Here is a 20,756-nt window from a genome sequence, read left to right as displayed (position 1 = left end):
GTCAGATCATCTCCTCGCCGCCCTTGCCACCCAGCACGATTTCGCCGGATTCGGCCATACGGCGAGCGATGGTGAGGATTTCCTTCTGTGCGCCTTCCACTTCGCTGACGCGCACCGGGCCCTTGGCCTCCAGGTCGTCGCGCAGCAGTTCGGCGGCACGCTTGGACATGTTGCGGAAGATCTTCTCCCGGATCGCCTCGTCCGAGCCCTTGAGGGCCAGCACCAGCACGTCCGAGGAAACCTCGCGCAGCAGCGCCTGGATACCGCGGTCATCGACATCGGCCAGGTTGTCGAAGACGAACATGAGGTCTTCGATCTGTCCGGACAGGTCCTCGTCGACTTCGCGGATGGCGTCCATCAGCGCGCCTTCGACCGAGCTGTCGAGGTAGTTCATGATGTCCGCCGCGCGCTTCACGCCGCCCATGGTGGTGCGGGTGGAGTTGGCGTTGCCGGCGAACTGTTTCTCCAGGATCAGGTTCAGTTCCTTGAGTGCGGAGGGCTGCACGGTGTTGAGCGAGGACACGCGCAGGATGATGTCCAGGCGCACCTTGTGGTCGAAGTGACTGAGCACTTCGCCGGCCTGGTCCGGGTCGAGGTAGGCCACCACGATGGCCTGGATCTGCGGGTGCTCGTAGCGGATCACGTCGGCCACGGCGCGCGGCTCCATCCACTTCAGGCTGTCCAGGCCGCTGGTGTTGCCCCCCAGCAGGATGCGGTCGATGAGGTTGTTCGCCTTGTCCTCGCCCAGGGCCTGGGTGAGCATCTTGCGGATGTAGCTGTCGGCGCCCACGCCCAGGCTGGTCTGGTCGCCGACGATCTCGACGAACTCGCCCATCACCTGCTCGACCTGCTCGCGGTGCACGTTGCGCATCTGCGCCATGGCCACGCCGACCTTCTGCACTTCCTTCGGGCCCATGTGGCGCAGTACCTGCGCGGCATCGGTCTCACCCAGGGAGAGCAGGAGGATGGCAGCCTTGTCGACCTTGTTCAGTTTGGCGCTCATGCGGGCTTCACTCATCGGAATTGATCCAGTCCTTCACTACCTGGGCAACACGCCCCGGGTCCTGGGCGACCAGTGTCTTGATCGCATTCAATTGTGCATCGTACCCCTCGGACGGGCTGGGCAGCAGGATGCTGGCCGGGCCACCGAGGCTCACGCGGTCTTCGGACAGTTCGCCCTCCAGGCCGCCCAGCTCGCCCAGGCCGCCTTCGCCTGCAGCGCCGCCGGCCACCAGGGCCTTGCCCTTGTTGCCCGACAGGTTGTTCAGCACCGGTCGCAGCACGCCCAGCACCAGCACCAGGATGAAGACGATGCCCAGCACCTGCTTGACCACGTCCCAGAACCAGGGCTGCGAGTAGAACGGCGGCGAGGCGATTTCTTCGCCCTGTTCCGGAGCGAACGGCGCGTTGATCACGCTGACGCTGTCGCCACGGCTGGCGTCATAGCCTACCGCGTCCTGCACCAGGCGGGTGAAGCGACCCAGCTCGTCGGCGGTCCAGGGCTGGTGGCTGACTTCGCCGGTCTTCGGATCGGCGATCACGCGATCGTCCAGCACCACCGCGACGGAAAGCCGGCGCAGGCGACCCTGCTGCTGCTTGGTGTAGCTCACCGAGCGATCCAGTTCGTAGTTGCGGGTGTTCTGCGCGCGCTTGTCGGTCGGGTACGGGGCGAGCTCCGGCTTGCCGGTCTTCGGATCGATGATCGGCTGGCCGTTGGCATCCTTCAGCGGCTGGCCCGGCGCGACGAAGTCGGACGGGGCGCTGCCGCCGGTGGTCTGCGGCGCACTGGCCGGTGCCGGCGGCTGGTTCGACAGCGCACCCGGCACGCCCTGCGGGCCGCTGCTGTTCTGCCGTTCCTCGTTGTTGCTCTGCTCGCTGCGCAGGGCCGGCTGGTCCGGGTTGAACGACTCGGAGGTGGATTCCACCGCGCTGAAGTCGACGTCGGCCGAGACCTCGGCCTTGTAGCGCCCGTTGCCCAGCACCGGCGCGAGAATGCTGTGCACGCGCTGGGTGAAGTTGCTTTCCATGCGACGGGTGAAGTCGAACTGCTTCCCGGCCATGGTCAGTTCGGAGAGTTCCTGCTGGTCGGACAGCAGGTTGCCTTTCTGGTCGACCACGGTGACCTGGGACTTATCCAGTTCCGGCACGCTGGTGGCGACCAGGTTGACGATGGCCAGCACCTGGCTCGGCTCCAGGGTGCGGCCCGGATACAGCTCGACCAGCACCGAGGCGCTGGGCTTGCGTTCGTCACGGACGAATACCGAGCTTTTCGGGATCGCCAGGTGCACCCGGGCGCCCTTGACGTTGTTCAGGCTGGAGACGGTACGCGCCAGCTCGCCTTCCAGGCCGCGACGGTAATTGGTCGCTTCCATGAACTGGCTGGTGCCCAGCGCCTGCTCCTTGTCGAGGATCTCGAAGCCGACGTTGCTGTCGGTGGGTGCCAGGCCGGCACCGGCAACTTTCATGCGCGCACGGCCCAGGTCATCGGCCTTCACCAGCAACGCGCCGGAGTTGGGCTCGATCTTGTAGCCGATGTCGGCAGCGGACAGCGCCTCGACTACCTTATTGGCGTCCACGCCATTGAGGCTGCCGTACAGCGGCTTGTAGTCCGGCTGCTGGGACCACAGGACCATGCCGAAGCCAATGGCAATGCTCGCGGCGAGACCGACCAGCAGGCCGACCTGGCGCAGCACCGGCATGTCCGCGAGGTTCTCGAGGAACGTCAGGCCGAGCAGCGGCTTCTTCGGCGCGTCGGCGCCGACCTTGGCCGGGACCTGGCTGTCAACAACGGAGGCTTGGGACATTACCTACGATCCTCGCCGCTCAAACCGGCATCTGCATGATGTCCTGGTACGCCTGCACGAGCTTGTTGCGTACCTGGGTCATCGCCTGGAAAGAAACACTGGCCTTCTGCGAGGCGATCATCACGTCGGTGAGATCGACACCGCCCTGCCCCATCTCGAAAGCGGACGCCATGTCGGAGGCGACCTGCTGGGTACCGTTCACCTTGTCCACCGCCTGGCCAAGCATCTGCGAGAAGCTCGGCGCCCCCGGCTCGACCGGCGCGGCCTGCGTCTTCGCCTTGGCCATGGCCTCCATTTGCATGGAGCGCATTTCCAGCAACAGACGATTGAACTCGATACCCTGACTCATCACTTACCCCTCCGACTGACCGCGGTTTTTTGACACTGCGCGGTGCTTTGCAGAGGGGATTGCAACTTGGGTGCCAGGTTTTCAGGGCATGGAGAAAATGCGGAAGAAAGCTCTGGAATGCACCTTTCAGGGAAAAAAGCGATAGCCCCATCCCCTGCCGAATCCGACGGCGGAAGAATGCTTTTCTGCAGGAGCGCTTTCAGCTGACCTGAGCACGCCGCCAAGAAAAGGCCCGCACGAATGCGGCCAAGAGGGGGTGTTCTGTCACCGATCAACTGGCGTAGAGGTAAGCCTCCACGTCCATGCCGGCGTCGCGCATCTGCGCGAGCTTGTAGCGCAGGGTGCGTGGGCTGATACCCAGGCGCTCGGCGGCTTCCTTGCGGCGGCCGCGCTCGCTGCGCAGGGTGTCGATGATCATCTGGAACTCGCGGCGCTTGAGGTCTTCGCCCAACTGCCCGGCCTCGGCTGGAGCCGGTGACGGAATTTCGACGCAGGCAGCCTGGGCTGCCGCCGTCGGGACTGCCGACAGCAGCCGGCGCGGCGCCAGGCCGATGGGCGCGGTCAGACACAGGTCGGCAGCTTGCACCTGCCCACCCTGCTGCAGGATCAGCGAACGCTGGATGGCATTGTCCAGCTCACGCACGTTGCCCGGCCAGGGATGCGCCAGCAAAGCGGCACGGGCGTCTTCGGCCAGGGTGACCGGCGCATGGTTCATCTTGCGGGCGTACTTGGCCAGCAGGCGTTCGGCCAGCGGCAGGATGTCGGCGGGACGCTCGCGCAGCGGACGCCAGCCCAGCGGGAAGACCGACAGGCGGTAGTAGAGGTCTTCGCGGAAGCGGCCGGCAGCCACTTCACCGAGCAGGTCGCGGTTGGTGGTGGCGAGCACGCGAATGTCGAGGCTGATCGGCTTGCGCGCGCCGACGCGTTCCACTTCCCGCTCCTGCAGCACGCGAAGCAGCTTGGCCTGCAGCGCCAGCGGCATCTCGGAGATTTCGTCGAGCAGGATGGTGCCGCCGTCGGCCAGTTCGAACTTGCCCGGCTGGGCGGCGATGGCGCCGGTGAACGCGCCCTTCTCGTGGCCGAACAGCGTGGCCTCGAGCATGTTGTCAGGGATCGCCGCGCAGTTGATGGCCACGAAGGGCTTGCCGGCGCGCGGCGATTGCTGGTGGATGTACTGCGCCAGCACTTCCTTGCCGGTGCCGGACTCGCCGGAAATCAGCACGGTGGAATCGCTGCGCGCGACACGGGCAGCCAATTCCAGCAACTGCTGGCTGGCCGGCTCCAGTGCTACAGGGCCTTCGCCGGCGCTCGCGGGAACGGCGCCCAGCGCATGGCGGGCCACCAGTTCCAGCAGCGCGCGCGGTTCGAACGGCTTGACCAGGTAATCGGCGGCACCCTGGCGCATGGCATCCACGGCACGATCAACCGCGCCGTAGGCGGTCATCAGCAGCACCGGCAATTGCGGGTAGCGCTTGCGGATCAGGCCGAGCAACTGGTGCCCGTCCATGCCCGGCATGTTCACGTCGCTGATCACCAGGCTGAAGGCGTCCTTCTCCAGCGCCGGCAGCGCGGCCTCGGCGCAATCCACGGCGACGAAATCGTGCCCGCCGAGCGACAGGGTGTCGCACAGGGCTTCACGAAGGGCGCGGTCGTCTTCGACCAGCAGGACTTTGGCGGCCATGGAAATCACTCCTCGTTGACGACGGGTTGAGCCACGATCAGCGGCAGAATCAGGGTGGCGCAGGTGCCGACACCAGGGCGCGAGCGCAGGCTCAGCTCGCCCTGGTGGGCCTTGGCCACGGCTTTCACCACTGCGAGGCCGAGGCCGGTGCCGGTGGTCTTGGTGGTAAAGAAGGGTTCGCCCAGGCGCGCCAGGGTTTCGGCGCTCATGCCGGGGCCGTTGTCACTGATGCACAGGCGCAGGCTGCTGTCGCGCGAGTACAGGTGCACCTTCAGGCGCACATCGCGCCCGGCAGCCTGGATGGCGTTCTCCACCAGGTTGAGCACGGTGCCGACCAGGGTGTCGCGGTTGCACAGCAGTTCGCCCACGCGGGCATCGCACTGCCAGCGGACATTCAGGCCGGCGACGTGGGATTCGGCCGCGGCGCGCAGGCTGGCGAAGAGTTGGCTGGGCATCAGGCGATCCGGCAACGGCAGCTCGCCACGGGCGAACACCAGCATGTCGCGCACCTGGCTTTCCAGTTCGTGCAGGCGCTCCTTGATCCGGCCGGCGAAACGCTGCTGCTGTTCGACCGGCAGCTCGCCTTCACTCAGATGGCCGGCATAGAGCATGGCAGCCGAGAGCGGTGTGCGGATCTGGTGGGCGAGCGATGCGACCATGCGGCCCAGGGCGGACAGCCGTTCGTGACGGGCCAGTTGATCCTGCAGCCGACGGGTTTCCGTCAGGTCATTGAGCAGCACCAGTTGGCCGGGTTCGCCGTTCAGGGGGCGGATGGCGATGGACACACGGCGGCCATCGCGCAGGGAAACTTCGTGACCATCGTCAGCACGGGGGGCGAAGCTGCGGGAGATCACCTCGCGCCAGAGCATGCCTACCAGCGGCTTGCCGAGCAGAGCCACCGCCACCGGATTGGCGTCGCGCACGACGCCCTGGCCATCGATCACGATGACGCCGCCGGGCAGTACGTCGAGCAGGCTTTGCAGGCGGTTGGCCAGGCGCTCCTTCTCGGCCAGCTCCTGCATGCGTTGCGCGCTGACCAGGGCGAGTTCGCCCTTGAGCTCGGTAACGCGGGCTTCCAGCAGGCTGTAGGACTGGTTGAGCTGGCTGGACATCTGGCTGAACAGCGCGAAGGTCTGCTCCAGATGGGCGCGGCTCTGCTGTTCCACCGGCACCTGCAGCGGATCTGCAGGAAGCTGGGCAGCGAGTTCAGTCTGGCGATGGGTGGCGGGCATCATGCGGGTTTTTCCTCATCCGTCCGACGGCGTGAATCTGTCGGTCGGATGAGTCTTAGCAAACCCCGTGCCTAAAATTTACTCGTTATATTTCAATGACTTGAAAAAACGAATGTGACGGAGGCGTCAATCCTCCGCCATTTCCTCTTCGCGGCGGCTCATGCCGTACTTGCGCATTTTCTCCACCAGGGTGGTGCGGCGGATGCGCAGGCGTTCGGCGGCGCGGGCAACCACGCCACTGGCGTCATCCAGTGCCTGCTGGATCAGGCCCTGCTCGAGGTTGGCCAGGTAGTCCTTCAGGTCGATGCCCTCGGCCGGCAGCATGGCCGGCGAGTCGAGGCCCGGCAGCCCGGCAGTGATCGCCGCTCGCTCTTCGAGTTCCTCGCGCAGGCTGGTCGCCAGTTGCTCGTCCTCGTCGTCGACGTGACGGAATTTCTTCGGCAACTCGCCCACGCCGATCACGCCGTAGGGGTGCATGATCGCCAGGCGCTCGACGAGGTTCGCCAGCTCGCGCACGTTGCCCGGCCAGTCGTGACGGCAGAGCGACATGATGGCGGCGGAGTTGAAGCGGATCGAGCCGCGCTTCTCGTGCTCCATGCGCGAGATGAGCTCGTTCATCAGCAGCGGGATGTCTTCCACGCGCTCGCGCAGCGGGGCCATCTCGATGGGGAAGACGTTGAGGCGGTAGTACAGGTCTTCGCGGAAGCTGCCGTCCTCGATCATCTTCTCGAGGTTCTTGTGGGTTGCGGCGATGATGCGCACATCGACGTTCTGCGTCTTGTTGCTGCCGACGCGCTCGAAGGTGCGCTCCTGCAGTACGCGCAGCAGCTTGACCTGCATCGGCAACGGCATGTCGCCGATCTCGTCGAGGAACAGGGTGCCGCCGTTGGCCAGTTCGAAGCGCCCGGCGCGGCTGGTGATGGCGCCGGTAAAGGCCCCCTTCTCATGGCCGAACAGCTCGCTTTCCAGCAGCTCCGCCGGGATTGCGCCGCAGTTCACCGGCACGAAGGGTGCGTCGCGGCGCTTGGAGTGATAGTGCAGGTTGCGCGCGACCACTTCCTTTCCGGTGCCGGATTCACCGAGGATCAGCACGCTGGCGTCGGTGTCGGCGACTTGCTGCATCATCTGCCGCACCTGCTGGATGGCACGGCTGGTGCCCACCAGGCTGCGGAACAGGTTGGGTTCGCGCTGGCGGCCGCGCTCGCGGGCCTGGTCGTACATCTCGCGGTAGACCTGGGCGCGGTGCAGGGAATCGAGCAATTTGTTGTAGCTGGGCGGCATCTCGAGGCTGGCCAGCACACGGCGGCGCAATTCCTCGGGCCACTCGTTGGGTACCGGCTCGCCCATCAGCAGGACGGGCAGGTATTCGTCCCAGGCCGCGAGCTGCTTGAGCAGCTCCAGCGCCCCGCCCTTGCTCTCCACGGCGCCGACCAGAACGCAGAGGACGTCGCGGCTGCCGTTGGGCAGCGGGTCGACGATCTGCCGCCAGTCGCGGCTGCCGCAGGACAGCTGGTCTTCGCCCAGGAAGCTGATGATCACCGAGAGGTCCCGGCAGCGGTCCTGGTTGTCGTCGATCACGAGGATTTTCGTTTCGCGCCACATCTTAGCTTGTCATCCCGGGCTGGCCGTACTACGGCGGCTGACACGATCTGGCCTCAGCACAATTTCCCCGTGCTAGCCAGCATTTGGCCACTAGTTAAGTCAAATTTGTGGCTCGAGTCAAATTTATGGCGTGTTTTTTTTGATGACGCCCGACGAAGGGTGTTGATCCCCGTCATGGCAATTGAAGAGGAGCGTAGTTCGAAGCGAAGGCGGTGACCACCGACACTTGGCCGATCACCGCCCAGGGAAGGTCGATCCGGACGGATCAGCCGAACATCTGGTAGACCTTGGCACCCTTGCTGGAGCGATTCACCGCGGTCAGTTCTGCGCCGATAGCGCTGCGCTGGGCGGTGCACACCTGGACCAGTTCGGCGTACAGCGCCAGCAGCTGTTCCATGGTTTCGCGCAGGGCCTGCTCGTCGCGCTCGGCATCCTGCATGGCCACTTCGACCTGCTCGCGGCATTTCTGGTCGAGGTCGCCGATGGCTTCCCAGTCCTGGTTATGCATGGCGTCGCTCAGGGCGGCGCGAGTCTCGTTGAGTTGAAGCATGGCCTGGCTCATGACTGTTCCTTCCTTCAGGCGGCGATGGCGTCCCAGCCCGACTTCACTTCACGCAGCAGCCCCGAAACCTCGTCGAGGATCGCCGCATCGCCGTTGCGGTTGGCTTCCAGCAGGCGCTCGGTCATGTACGCATACAGGCGGTCCAGATTCAGGGCCAGCTCGCCACCCACTTCGGGGTTCAGCGCCTCGCGCAGGCCACCAACGATGCCGATGGCCTTGCTGATCAGCTCGCCGCGCTCAGCCCGTTGGCCACGCTCGATAGCGCCACGGGCCTGGGCCAGACGCTCCAGGCCACCTTGCATGAGCAGCTGGATCAGCCCGTGCGGCGACGCCTCGGCGACGCGTGCTTCCAGGCTGACTTGCTGGTATTGCTTCATGGCTTTCATGGCGTACATGGCAGGCTCCTGCTGCAAATTTTCTTACTGACCAAGCTATCGGCCAGTGAAGCGGGAGCTTGAAGATTAGTTTGCGATTTTTTCACCGCGGCCACGCTTCAGCGGGCCACGGTGGCGTCAGGGTCAGCTCTTGGCGAACGGCAGGCTGGCGAGCTGGCTGGTGAGGCTCGTGGTGGTCTGGGTGAGCTGGCTGACCAGGGAGTCCATGGTGTTGTACTGCTTGTACAAACGTTCCTGCAGCGAGGTAATGCGACGGTCCAGGGCTGCCTGCTGATCGTCGACGCTGTTGAGAGTCTTCTGCAGGATGCTGTTGCGCTGGTCGAGGATGCCGTTGGTATCGGTGTACGCCTTGAGCTTGGAGTCCAGGCGGGTGGCCAGGCCCTTGTCACCGGTGAACAGATTGGCGACGTCCTGGAAGTTGTTGGCGACTGCCTTGTCCAGCTTGTCGTTGTTGATCTCCAGGGTACCGTCGGCCTTGGTGGTGATGCCCAGGTCGGCCAGGACGCGCATGTTGCTGTCGCTGTCGCCCTGGGTGGCGACCAACTCGTTGCGTACGGTGCTCAGCAGCGAACGCGCAGTGGCGTCTCCCACCAGCGCACCGGTCACCGGCGTCTTGTCCTCGCCGACCTTGGTCACCTTGGTCTGGGTGTTCACGAAGCTGACCAGGGTGTTGTAGGCGTCGACGAAGGACTTGATGTTGTTCTTGACGGTCGTCCGGTCCAGGTCGATGGTCAGCGTCACGGGCTTGTCGACTTCGGTCTTGGTCTTCAGGTCGATGGTCACGCCTTCGATGGCGGTGGACACGCTGTTGGAGTCGCTCTTGATCTCCAGACCATCAACCGTCAGCAGAGCGCTCTGCGCATGGGTGATGAAACCGCCGTCGCCGTTGGCCTTCTGGGCGTCGGTCAGCTTGGACAGATCGGGCGCGCTGGCCGGGTCGAAGGCCAGTTTGCTCAGGGCCTGGGTACCCCCCGCGCCGCTGTCGACGGCCTGAATCTTGATGTCCTTGCCTTCACCGGTCTTGTTGCTGGACACCACCAGGCGCGAACCCTGCGCATCGTTGACGATGGTCGCGGTGACGCCCTTGTCCTTGCCGGCCTTGTTGATCGCGTCGCGAACGCCGGCCAGGCTGTTGTTGCTGCTGTCGATGGTGATGTCGTCGAGATTGACGTCACCCACGGAGATTTTCAGGGTGCCGCTGTTGAAGGTCGAGGTCGAGGTTGCCGGAACGGCGCCCAGGGCCACCTTGCTGCTGGCGGCCAGTTGCTCGACCTGGATCTGATAGGTGCCCGCGGCAGCCTTCTCGGTCGCACTGCCCTTGAGCACATCGGTGTTGGACGAGGTGAAGCTGCGCGCCTGGAACTGCGTCAGGGTGTTGAGTTTCCCCAGGGCGGTCTGGAAGGTGCTGATGGCGCTCTTGAGCCCACCGATCGCGGTGATCTGCGTGGTGGTCTTTTTCTCGAGGGCATCGATCTGGTTCTGCTTGGGAGTCTTCTCGGCATTCACCAGCGCGGTGACGATATTGTCGATGTTGAGTCCCGAACCCAGTCCCGTGATACCAGCCATCTTCCACCTCCGTCAAAAATCTGTTCGGCGCTATCCAATCACCAGATTAGAGCAATTGCCGTACCAGCTCTGTGAACTGCCCGTCACGCCTGGGCTTCGAACATCAGGCTGCGTATGTCGTCGAGTCGAGCGGCAAGTTTCAGCACTTCCTCGGAAGGAATTTGCCGCACCACCTTGCCGGAGTCGCCGTCGATGACCTTTACCACCACATCGCCGGTCGTGTCGTCGATGCTGAAGTTCAGGTTGCGACGCACGCTCTGCACATGCTTCTGGATGTCCGACACGGCGTCGTCCAGGCGTGCGCGCGAATCCTTCTGCTCCACCGGGCGCGCCTCGCCATCCTGCGCCGCAGCGGTGCTGGTGGCGGGAACCGCGGAGTCGGTGCGATTCGTCCCCTTGAACGCCGGAAGTCCGGCTATGTTTCCAACGTCCATCGTTCACTCCTTCGAAAAGGCAAAAAGGAGGAAGGGTTGCCCCTTCCTCCTGCGGTCGGATCGAAGATCCGCCAACCGTTAGCGGAGCAGGCTGAGTACAGACTGCGGCAGCTGGTTGGCCTGAGCCAGGATCGCGGTGCCGGCCTGTTGCAGAACCTGGTTCTTCGACAGGGTGGCGGTTTCCGAGGCGAAGTCGGTGTCCTTGATGCGGCTACGGGCAGCGTCGACGTTCTCGGAGATGTTGGTCAGGTTGGAGATGGTGTTGTCGAAGCGGTTCTGTACGGCACCCAGGTCGGCACGCTGGGAGTCGATCGCGGCCAGGGCGTTGTCGATCACCGCGATGGCGTTCTGGGCACCTTCCACGGTGGAGATGTCGATGTTGGCGACAGTGCTCTTCTGCGCGGCGGAGGAGTTACCGAACACTTCGGCGCTGCCGGCACCGCTGACCGAGTAGGCGGTCGGCGAGTTCAGCTGGACGTAGCCGGTGATCTTGGCGTTGGCCGCGGTCAGGGCATCGTGGGCGGTAGCTTCGAGCTTGCCGTCCGAACCCATCACCTTGACGTTCACCGAACCCGCAGTAGCGGTACCGGTGTTGGCGCCGAAGGTCACGTTCTCGCCGGTGGCGGAGGTGACGGTCAGCACGTTCTTGTCGTCGATGCTGGCGGTGATGCCGAGTTTCGAAGCGTTGGAGTTCAGCTGGTCAGCCAGGTCCTGGGTGGAGGTTACGCCAGCCAGGTTGACGGTGTTGCTGCCGACCTGAACGGTGAAGTTCAGCGAGCCGCCGGTCACGCCGGAAACGTCGGCGGTGAACTCGGTACGGGCACGAGCAGACAGGTTCGGGATGGCGCCGTCGAACTGCTCGGCGATGTCCTTGGCGCTGGCGCCAGCGGCGGTGGTGATGGTCTTGGCCTGACCGCCGCCCACCAGGTTGATTGCGCCGCCTGCAACGCCCGAGGCGCTGGAGGTGCCGGCTGCGGTGGCGGCGGTGCCGGCACCTTCGCTACCGATCTGGTAGGAGCCGATGGCGCTGGCCGATGCGTTCTGCAGGCTCACCTCGATGGTTTCGTAGGCGTTGGAACCGACCTGGAAACTGGAGGTACCGAAGGAGCCGTCGAGCAGCTTGCGGCCACCGAAGGTGGTGGTGTCGGCGATACGGGTCAGTTCAGCCTGCTGGGCGGACACTTCCTTCTGCAGGGCAGCGCGGTCGGCGTCGCTGTTGGAGCCGTTGGCGGACTGCAGGGAAAGGTCACGAATACGCGACAGGATGTTGGTGGACTGCTGCAGGGCACCTTCAGCGGTCTGCGCCAGGGAGATACCGTCGTTGGCGTTACGGGTGGCAACGCCCAGGCCGCTGATCTGGTTGGACAGACGGTTGGAGATCTGCAGGCCGGCGGCGTCGTCTTTGGCGCTGTTGATGCGGTTACCGGTGGACAGACGCTGCAGCGAGGTGCTCAGCGCGTTCGACGAACCGTTCAGGTTGCGCTGGGTGTTCAGGGAAGCAATGTTGGTATTGACGGTAAGGGCCATGATGGTCTCCTTCAGAGGTCCTGTTAGTTCCTGAGCTTGCGAGATCTCGGCCTGCTTGCTCAGGGACACCAAGAATTCGCATTCGTACTGTTTATCGGCGTTGCCGCGAAGAGCTTTAGCGAAAAACGGGAAGTTTTTTTTCCCCTTGTTTTTCAAGACATTGAACGCACTTCGCGACGCATTCCAACGACCTGCCGGGGCGACATTCCAACCATTGCGTCAGGTCTTGCACCGTCCGCGAAGGTCAGAACCCGCGCGGACAACGAAGAAATCGGCCAGCGCGACCATTCCTTTAGGGCAATGCCAGAGCTGGTTTTTCCATGGACAGAAAAAAGGGGCCCTGGGGCCCCTTTGCATCGATGACGGCGGCGTCAGTCAGGCAACCAGACTCGCGCCCAATCCACCACCTTCTCGCCTTCGAGCATCCAGTCGCGGCGCACCACTTCGCGCAGCGCATCGCCGGCCCGCGCGGTGGCATCCAGATCAGCCAGGTGCATGCGGATGGCCTCCACCCAATCGCGATAACGGTTCTTCACGCGGGTGACGGGCAGGTCGCCCTGGTAGCAACGTACGTCGCTGCACACCACCGGATAGCCCAGTACGCCGTACTCGAGCAGACGCAGGTTGCTCTTGCACTCGTTGAAACGGTTCTGCTCCAGGGGGGCCAGCGCCAGGTCGAGATTCATCGAAGCCAGGCGTTGCGGGTAGTCCTCGATGGTGCGTCCGGGGTAAAACTCGGCGATGTAGGGCCGCAGCGCCTCCGGGCAGAGCCCGAAAAACACCCACTCGACCTCGTTCGCCAATTCGCGCACCACATCGGCGATCAGCTGCAGATCGCCACCGTGCCCCATACCGCCCGCCCAGCCCACACGGGGCTTGCGCCCGACGCGGCGCTGGCTGGAAAGGTCCTTCCACCACTCCACCGGGAGCAGATTGGGCCGCACGCGAATGTCACCGTGCAGGTCAGCGAAGGCCTCGGCCAGCGCCTGGGTGGAGACGACGAAGCGATCACACAGCGAGACCGCCTGGCGCAGCGAGCGCAGGATGTCGCGCGGCATCTCGCCCTGGTGCGCACTCTTGAGCGGCAGGTTGGGCAGATAGTCGTCGACTTCGTAGACCCGGAAGGTCGAGGTCGAAGCGCGCAGATCGCCCATGATTTCCAGCTGCCGTGCCGTGATCTGGCGTTGAAAGATCACCGCGTCCGGCGCGAGGCGCGCTTCTTCCACCGTTTCCAGCAGGTTTGCACTGATCACGCCGTCCAGCAGGCCGTCACGACGCATTGCCGCGAACGGCTGGCGCACGCGGTAATGGCCGCAACCGGCTTCGTCGGCGGCGTATAGCAGCAAGCTCGGCGCCACTCGCTGCACCAGCGGCTGCCAGGCCTTGGCCGCGCACTCGTCCAGGGTGAAGCCCTTGCCGCGCAACGAGAGGTTGCGGTTGTAGGCCGCGTCTTCGGCGAGCGCCGGCAGCCAGTGCCGGTACATGGCCTGCTGCTCGCCCCTGAAGCGCGCACGCTTGGCTTGCTGCGCGGAGGAATCGACATGCGTCTGGCTGACCCCGCCTTCGTGCAGCAGCACCGCATAGGGCGTCCACACCGAGAGGTAACCCGCCTGCCGGGCCTTCAGGCAGAGGTCGACGTCGTTGTAGGAGACCTTGAAGTCCTCCTCGTCCATACCGCCGAGTTCTTCGTAGAGCGACTTGCGGATCATCAGGCAGGCCGCCGTTACCGCACTGTAGTTCTGGTCGGCGAACAGGCGGTGCATGTAGCCGGGGGAATGGCCGGGGTCACCGATGAACACGTGATCGGCCGGCCCGTTGAGGCCCAGCACGACACCGCCGTGCTGAAGACGCCCGTCGGGGAACAGCAGCTTGGCTCCGACGACGCCGACTTCCTCGCGCTGAGCGTGGTGGAGCATGGCCTCGAGCCAATCCTCCTGCAGCGCGGCAGTGTCATTGTTGAGCAGCACCAGGTAATCGCCGGTGGCCTGCTTCGCCGCGAAGTTATTGATCGCCGAGTAGTTGAACGGATGCGGGTAGCGCAGCACCCTCACCTGTTCGCTGTCCAACTGCTCGATGCCGGCGAGCCAGGCGCAGGCGTCGGCAGCCTGGCTGTCGTTATCGATGATGAGGATTTCGTAGTGCGGATAGCGGGTCTTCTCCAGCACGCTTTCCACGCAGCGTTGCAGGATCGGCAACTGATCGCGGGTCGGGATGAGGATCGACACCTTCGGCTGTTGCTCGTGCAGATACTGCACCCGATTGATCGGGGCGACCGCGCCCGCGTAGATCTCATGCCGCAACCCCAGGCGATCCAGGTGCGCCGAGACCAGGCGCGCGGCGTTGTCGCCAGCGGCGGCCTCGGCCAGCCAGGCACCGAAGCCCTGGCGGGTATGCAACAGTATCTCGGCGATGTGCCCCACGGCATTGAAGCCGGTGGATTCCACCAGGCGCAGGAGCAGGTCGTGTAGCGCAAGATCGCCGAAGCGGCGATCGATACCCCCCCGTTCGAAGGCAGCCGAGCGTTGGAAGGCCAGGGCGCTGCCGGTGTAGGGGTAGCTGCGCAGCAGGTCCAGGTTGAAATCGGGTTTGAGCAAGGGGAAAGCGTGCCCGCTGTCGAGGAGTTGGTCCTCGTCGTAGTAGCAGCAGCGCATGTCCGGCGACAGATTGATGCGTTCGGCGAGCACCAGCAACGCGTGGGCATCCAGGCGGTCGCCCGCCACCAGGACCTGCACCCAGTCGCCAGTGAGGGCTTCCAGCGAGAGACCGAGCACCTCCATGGGCTCGCCGCCGGCGGAGAGCCACAGCAAGCCGTCGCGAGCCTGCGCGGGAGCATCGGAAATGACCAGCGTCTGCTGCGCGAGGTACAGCTGCGCGTCGAGGCTGTCCAGGGTCGCCTGGACGCTGCGGGCATCACTGTGTTTATCGAGGATCACCGCGCTTACGCGAGGCCATGCGGACCAGCCGGCGACGCGCTCTTCCAGCGTGGCCCGCTGGACCGGCGACAGCTCGCGGTGAGCCAGCCATTCGCGGTATTGCCGGGTGGCGCCATCCAGTGCCGCGGTGCGCGCCGGCTGGCAGAAGCTCTGCGCCTTGTTCGCCAGTGCATCGCGGGTCGCCTGCAGGTAGGCCATGCCGAAGCGCTCGTCCGGCTCCAGGTGGCAACCTTCACCCCACTCGTTCCACGCATTGATGAACACCAGGCGCTCGTCGCCCTGCTGCTCCTGCGCGGTCAGTTCCAGAGTGCGCTCCAGCCAGCGCTGATAGCGTTCGGGCGTCGAGCCGACGAACATCGTGGCGCCCCCCTTGCGCCGGCGTGCAGCGTTGTCCCAGCCGGGAACCAAACCACGGAAACGTTTGTAGCCGGGCGCCGGACGCGCCAGCTGCGCCTGCGCCAGTTGCTCGTAATCTCCCACATGGATGCTTGCATCCTTCAGTTGCCGCAGCGGCTGCGGCGACCGGATGCGATCCAGGCGCACCTGGTGGGGGAGGAATTCGCAGGTCGCATCGAAGCCGCTCTCGGCGGGGGCAATCACCTGGAAGCTTTCCACGCCGATCAGGTACACCTCACCCAAGCCCGCTTCGCGCCAGTGCTGTCGCCAGGCCGCCAGGGTGCCCGGCAGGTCGGGAATGATGTCACCGCGGTAAACCAGCAGCACCGGCTTGCCACCGACGCGGATGTAGCGCGGGTCGCTCATGTACGGCACCAGGTCCGCGGCGAACCGCGGGTTCAGCTGCGGCGAATAGCTCTGGCGCATGAGAATTTCCTGCTCGCCACCGTCCCAGCGGCGCGTCCAGTTCTCATTGGCCCAGCACAGGCAGAACGGCAGGTCGATCTGCGGGTTGGCGAGCAACTGGTCCACCGGCCGCTCCAGCAGGCGCTCGCCATCGAACCAGTAGTAGTAGAAGCAGAAACCATGCAGCCCATACTCCAGCGCCATGCGGGCCTGACGTTCAAGGGTCGCGACGTCGGCCAGGTCGTAATAGCCGAGCTCAGCCGTCGGCACGTGGGGTTGATAGTGGCCTTCGAACAGTGGCGTGCCCTGGCGGACGTTGGTCCATTCGGTGAAGCCCTCGCCCCACCAGTTGTCGTTCTGTTCGATGCGGTGAAACTGCGGCAGGTGGAAGGCGATCAGGCGCGGCTCAAAGACTTCATGCGCCTGGTCGGCCTGGGGAACTGCCGGCAGCGCTTCGAGTTCCGGCCGCCCGCCAGCGCGTCGGTACATGTCCACGCGCCAGCGCCCATTGCCATAGATTTCCTGCCAGAGTCGGCGGTTCAGCCGCGATGCCTCGTCGTGTCCCGCCTCGGAAAACTCCAGCGACAGCCACTGGCAGAGCTCCGCCACACGCGCCATTTCGTCGGCGCCCGGCAGATGCCTGGCCACGGTCGCGTCGGCGGCAAGGCACTGCAATCCACGGTAGAACAGCACCGACAGGCTGATCGGCTGTGCCGTCCGCCATTCGTCATCGATAAGGGCAAGGCTGCCATCACTTTGCAGGATGAAATTGTCCGGCGTGGCATCAAGCCAACCCGACGGCAACTCACCGTCACGGGCATGTGCGGTGAGCTCAGCCAGCCAATGGTTGAGCAAGGCGACCACGATGTCGCGCTGCTCCCGGAGAATGGCGTTACGCAGCAGGACGCCCAGGTTGCGGCCAGCGACGTAAGCCTGTTCGTGGAGCGACTGCGATACCAGTTCGCTGCTGGCATCGCCCACGCCCAGCGGCGACTTCTGCACCCTCACCTCCCCGTCCTGCTCGACGAAGGAGGTGATGCAATTCAGTCCCGGACGCCGGTTATCGGTGTACCTCTGCGCCAGCAGGTTGCGCCGCACGAACCGGCAATCGCCCGCCCGGTGAGCGAGGATCAGGAAGGAGTTGGCCAGCTCGCCCAGCAGCCCCTCCTTGGCCACGCCTTCCCAGGCCAGGGGCAGGTTGAACTGGGGAGCACCGACGCCGGAGTAGTCGCGGTTCTCCAGATAGGCGACCAGGTCCTCGGGGGCGAAACCGTCGCGAGCCACCCCGGCGTCGCCGACCACCACTTCCGGTAGTTTGTAATCGGGGAAGGGATAGGCGAAATGCTGCTCGGTGAAGCCCGCTGCCGCCAGTTTCGCGGCCAGCCGGCGGCGGCCGTAGGTGGTCGTCTGGCGATGACCGTAGCGCCCTTCCACGCCGTAGTAGGCCTTGGCGAAATGGTCTTCGGTGATGCCGGAAAAGTACTTGAGCCCCATCTGGTTTTCGATGGCGACCACCAGGACGCCACCGGGCCTGAGCGCGCGCTCGGCCATCTGCAGGCAGGCGACGAAGGCGTCTTCGGCATCCAGGTAGACCGGCGAATATTCGAGTACGCCGATCAGCGTGACGACGTCATAGACCGGCTCGAAGGCAATGTCCTGGAAGTTGGAGTGAAACACCCGCACATCGGCGAACGCTTGCACGCGGCGAGCAGCGATGCCGGCCCGGCGCGGGGAACCTTCCACAGCGTCCACCTGGCAGCCGCGCTCAGCCAGTGCGCGGGTTATCGCCCCGCAGCCGCAACCCAGCTCCAGCACGCGGGTGCCCTGCCCCAGCCCGTCGATCCAGTGCAACAGGTTCGAGCGGCGCGGCGAGAAGTGGTATTCGCTGGGCCAGTCGTCGACCTGGGCGATCAACTCGGCGGAATGGACCGAGACATCCGTCGCCCCGGCAACGGTCCTGCCCACCTTCTGTTCGGCGGCATCGCCATCGGAGTAACCGAAATCCTTCTGCGCGCCATTGCTCCAGACGCCGGAGGCGGCGTCCTGGCTGAACGCGGCCAGCGGCTGGCGGTGGAGGCCGGAATCAGCGGGCGGATTGCTCTGGTTCATCACTCATCTCGGAAAGTCTGGGCAACGCGGCCGCTGCCGCGCTGCGGGAAAGTCGATACAGGAGTCAGCCGCGCGCCTTGCGACGCAGCACGAAGAGCGCCTGGGGCAGCACACGGCGATCATCGACGAAGTCGATGAGCTCGAAGTCCTCCAGCCAGTTCTGCTCGATGTAGCCACGCGAGATCAGCGACTCGCCGTAAGTACCGTCGTACTGGCCGAAACCGGCATGCAGGAACGCGCCGCCATCGTAGTCGGCATAGGCCTGCTCGGGATCGACGAAGGAATCGGCGAGGTTGGCGTACCAGGGATGACTGCGGTCGTTGCTGGCGCGGATGCGCCGGCAGAACTCGATGAAGTCGCGCCCCTGGGTCGTCATCAGCACCAACGCCCCCGGGCGCGTGATGCGGGCGAATTCCTTGATCCAGGCGTCGGCGCAATCGGGCGCCAGGTGGGAGAACACCGAGTAGCCGAAGATCAGGTCGACCAGGTCATCGCGCAGGTCGCAGGGCGGGAAGCTCTCGACCTTCAGGAAGTTGCCCATGCCGAATGCCTTGCGGCAATGCTCGGTCATGCCCGGATTCACTTCCAGACCGTAGAGGTTGTCCGGCTGAACGTACTTGAGCATGAAGCGGGTGTAGCGGCCCCAGCCGCTGCCAAAATCCACCGCGCGCGTACGCTCGTCGAACGCCAGGCCATTGTCGCGGGCGTAGTCGAGCATCAGTCGGATAAAGCGATGGGCCTCGTTGAGGGCCGCCACGCCGGAGGAGCCGACATAGATGCGCTGCATCTCCGGGTCGATGAATCCGGGCAGGAAGTGGCCATCCAGTGTCTGGCCTTCGACGCTGCCGTGCAGCGCTTCCAGCCACTGCTCATCGCTCAGTGCGGACGCTGCCTTGTGCAACGCACGAGCGCTGTCCTTCTGCCAGAGGCCCAGGCTGCGGCTGAAGAATTCGCTGCCCAGGGTTTCGAAAGCACTCGGCTTGGCCCGCGCCGCGGCGAACGCCTGAAGTGCTTCCTGTTGCGACTGGTTCTGCTGCACCTGCTCAGCCAACAGTCCGATGAGGTTGCCGGCGACCAGGGATTCGCCCTCCAGCGCGGCGGACTGCTGGAAGCGCCGCAATGCCGCCAGGTGGTCGCCCATGCGGAACAGCACGACACCCAGGTCGTTCGCCAGTTCGGCATCGACACCGGCCTTGGCCTCCAGCTCCGTCAGCAGCGCGAGGGTCTCGCCCAGCTCGCCGGCGGAAAAGTGACGATAGGCCCGGTCCCGGATGTCCTGAAAATCGCTCATGGGTGCTCCCCTGGACGCCACCCGCAGGCTGCGGGGCGGCGCTGATTATCTGCACTGACCTGGCGACGGAATCATGACGCGCGAGGTCTCCGGAGACAGGTAAAGCAATCCGGATGCCCAAATCACCCAGGAGGGAAAGAAATCTCGATGAAAGGAGCGGCAGCGGCGCAGAGCACCGCCGCTGGGAAGATCAATTGAGGTAGTTGAACAGGCTCAGCCCGCTGATCTTCACGTAGCTCTGCTGCGCCGCCTGCAGGATGGTCGACTGCATCGACAGGCGCGACAGCGCTTCGGCGTAGTCGAGGTCCTGCAGGTCGGAGATAACGCCGGTGTTGACCAGCTTGACGTCGTCGATGAAGGTCTCGGTGGAGTCGATCACGTTCAGGCGCGCGCCGATCTTGCCCTGGCCGGAGAGGACCTGGGTGTTCACCGAGTCGAGGTTGGAGATGGCCACGGCGGTCGCGTCACGGATGGCGTAGTTGCCTTCCTGGTCCGAGGTCGCGCTGGAGAGCGCCTTGCGCAGGTCGGCCACGACGTTGAGCAGGCCCTTCTTCTCGGTAGAGGGATCGCGGTTGATGCTGAAGGTATCGCCCGCCGCGGGCTTGCCGTCGATCTGCACCTTGACCCCACCGTACTCGATGAAGTCGTTGGTCTGGCTGTTGTCGTCGATGGCGCCGGATTTCAGCGGGGTATAGCTGCCGGGCAGCGCTGGGTCGTTGAGATCGTAGACCTCGTAGTTCTTGTCATCGATGAAGCGGATGCCGATGCCGTCGGTGGCGGCCGGCGGCACGCTGGACGGGAAGGTGCCGTCATAGGCCTGCTTGTCGTTGACCAGGCCAAGGGAGATGCGCCCGGTGCCGGTGTTTGCGGCAGCAGCGCCGGTGGTCACGCGATTGATGTTGTTGACGTCGTCGAACAGCGCCTTGCCGCTGTCACTGATGCCCAGCAAGGTGCTGCTGGCGATCTGCACCTGGCGTTGGCTTTCGTCGCCCTGGTAGCTGTAGCTGCCGTCGGGGTTGCGCACGAAGGGCTGGGTGTCTCCCTGGCTGCCGGAGAACAGGTACTTGCCGCTGGCGTCCTTGCTGTTGAGCAGGTTGAGCAGCTCGTCTTCGCGCTGCGACAGCTCGGTGGCGAGGGCGTTCTTGTCGCTGGGGTCCTGGGCGCCGTTGCCGGCTTCGACGGCGATCTCGCGGATGCGCTGGATGACGTTGCCCACCGACTGCAGGATCGACTCCTCGGTCGTCAGGCTGTTCTTCGCCGCCGTGATGTTGCTCTTGTACTGGTCGTTGAGCGATTGCTCCTGGCTCAGTTGCAGCAGGCGCACCGAGGCCACCGGGTCATCCGCCGGGGTGAGGATGCGCTTGCCGGTGCTGATCTGCTCCTGGGTGCGGGTAACGCTGCCGTAGTTCTTCTGCAGGCCGCCGACGGAGTTGTTGTACGCCTGGATGGTGGAGATGCGCATGGTCGAGT

Annotated in this window: 14 protein-coding genes; all 14 read right to left on the bottom strand. The window is 64.8% G+C overall.

Translation table 11 applies throughout. The features are described 5' to 3' along the window. Nucleotide 1: 1 nt before the first annotated feature. Nucleotides 2–1,018 (bottom strand): flagellar motor switch protein FliG, encoded by a 1,017-nt coding sequence (gene fliG, locus C167_RS0120995; RefSeq protein ID WP_017520274.1) that lies wholly within the window; start codon nt 1,016–1,018, stop codon nt 2–4. Beyond that, nucleotides 1,011–2,804, bottom strand: coding sequence for a flagellar basal-body MS-ring/collar protein FliF (gene fliF, locus C167_RS0120990; protein ID WP_017520273.1), 1,794 nt, complete (start codon nt 2,802–2,804; stop codon nt 1,011–1,013). Before fliF ends, fliG begins: the two co-directional genes overlap by 8 nt. Before the next feature lie 19 nt (nt 2,805–2,823). Then, the gene (fliE, locus tag C167_RS0120985; protein WP_017520272.1) at nt 2,824–3,153 is read right to left on the bottom strand and encodes a flagellar hook-basal body complex protein FliE; all 330 of its coding nucleotides are present in this window, start codon (nt 3,151–3,153) and stop codon (nt 2,824–2,826) included. Nucleotides 3,154–3,424: 271 nt separating this feature from the next. Beyond that, on the bottom strand, nt 3,425–4,834 hold the full coding sequence (gene fleR / locus C167_RS0120980; protein ID WP_017520271.1) for a sigma-54-dependent response regulator transcription factor FleR: 1,410 nt from the start codon (nt 4,832–4,834) through the stop codon (nt 3,425–3,427). Between the two features lie 5 nt (nt 4,835–4,839). Beyond that, nucleotides 4,840–6,069 (bottom strand): ATP-binding protein, encoded by a 1,230-nt coding sequence (locus C167_RS0120975; RefSeq protein WP_017520270.1) that lies wholly within the window; start codon nt 6,067–6,069, stop codon nt 4,840–4,842. A 123-nt stretch (nt 6,070–6,192) separates the two neighbouring features. Further along, nucleotides 6,193–7,668, bottom strand: a complete 1,476-nt coding sequence (locus C167_RS0120970) for a sigma-54 dependent transcriptional regulator (RefSeq protein ID WP_017520269.1) — start codon at nt 7,666–7,668, stop codon at nt 6,193–6,195. Between the two features lie 265 nt (nt 7,669–7,933). Further along, the gene (locus C167_RS0120965) at nt 7,934–8,230 is read right to left on the bottom strand and encodes a flagellar protein FliT (protein WP_017520268.1); all 297 of its coding nucleotides are present in this window, start codon (nt 8,228–8,230) and stop codon (nt 7,934–7,936) included. Nucleotides 8,231–8,244: 14 nt separating this feature from the next. Next, a complete protein-coding gene (fliS, locus tag C167_RS0120960; protein WP_017520267.1) occupies nt 8,245–8,625 on the bottom strand; it encodes a flagellar export chaperone FliS in 381 nt (126 codons plus the stop codon). A gap of 123 nt (nt 8,626–8,748) precedes the next feature. Further along, nucleotides 8,749–10,191 carry a flagellar filament capping protein FliD gene (fliD, locus tag C167_RS0120955; protein WP_017520266.1) on the bottom strand — a complete coding sequence of 481 codons (1,443 nt, stop codon included), beginning with the start codon at nt 10,189–10,191 and terminating at the stop codon, nt 8,749–8,751. 83 nt (nt 10,192–10,274) lie between these two features. Beyond that, complete coding sequence (locus tag C167_RS0120950) at nt 10,275–10,625, bottom strand: flagellar protein FlaG (protein ID WP_017520265.1); 351 nt, start codon at nt 10,623–10,625, stop codon at nt 10,275–10,277. Nucleotides 10,626–10,703: 78 nt separating this feature from the next. After that, nucleotides 10,704–12,152, bottom strand: coding sequence for a flagellin (locus C167_RS0120945; RefSeq protein ID WP_017520264.1), 1,449 nt, complete (start codon nt 12,150–12,152; stop codon nt 10,704–10,706). Nucleotides 12,153–12,523: 371 nt separating this feature from the next. Further along, nucleotides 12,524–17,995 (bottom strand): glycoside hydrolase family 99-like domain-containing protein, encoded by a 5,472-nt coding sequence (locus tag C167_RS33385; RefSeq protein WP_017520263.1) that lies wholly within the window; start codon nt 17,993–17,995, stop codon nt 12,524–12,526. 64 nt (nt 17,996–18,059) lie between these two features. Beyond that, nucleotides 18,060–19,286, bottom strand: a complete 1,227-nt coding sequence (locus tag C167_RS0120935; RefSeq protein ID WP_017520262.1) for a methyltransferase domain-containing protein — start codon at nt 19,284–19,286, stop codon at nt 18,060–18,062. Between the two features lie 190 nt (nt 19,287–19,476). Then, the gene (gene flgL / locus C167_RS0120930; protein ID WP_017520261.1) at nt 19,477–20,748 is read right to left on the bottom strand and encodes a flagellar hook-associated protein FlgL; all 1,272 of its coding nucleotides are present in this window, start codon (nt 20,746–20,748) and stop codon (nt 19,477–19,479) included. Between the last annotated feature and the right edge of the window lie 8 nt (nt 20,749–20,756).

Origin of the sequence: Pseudomonas nitroreducens TX1, from assembly GCF_000313755.1 — a bacterium.
Lineage (GTDB): Bacteria > Pseudomonadota > Gammaproteobacteria > Pseudomonadales > Pseudomonadaceae > Pseudomonas > Pseudomonas nitroreducens_A.
The sequence above is the reverse complement of the archived record's forward strand: the minus strand, read 5'-3'. Positions and strand labels throughout refer to the sequence as shown.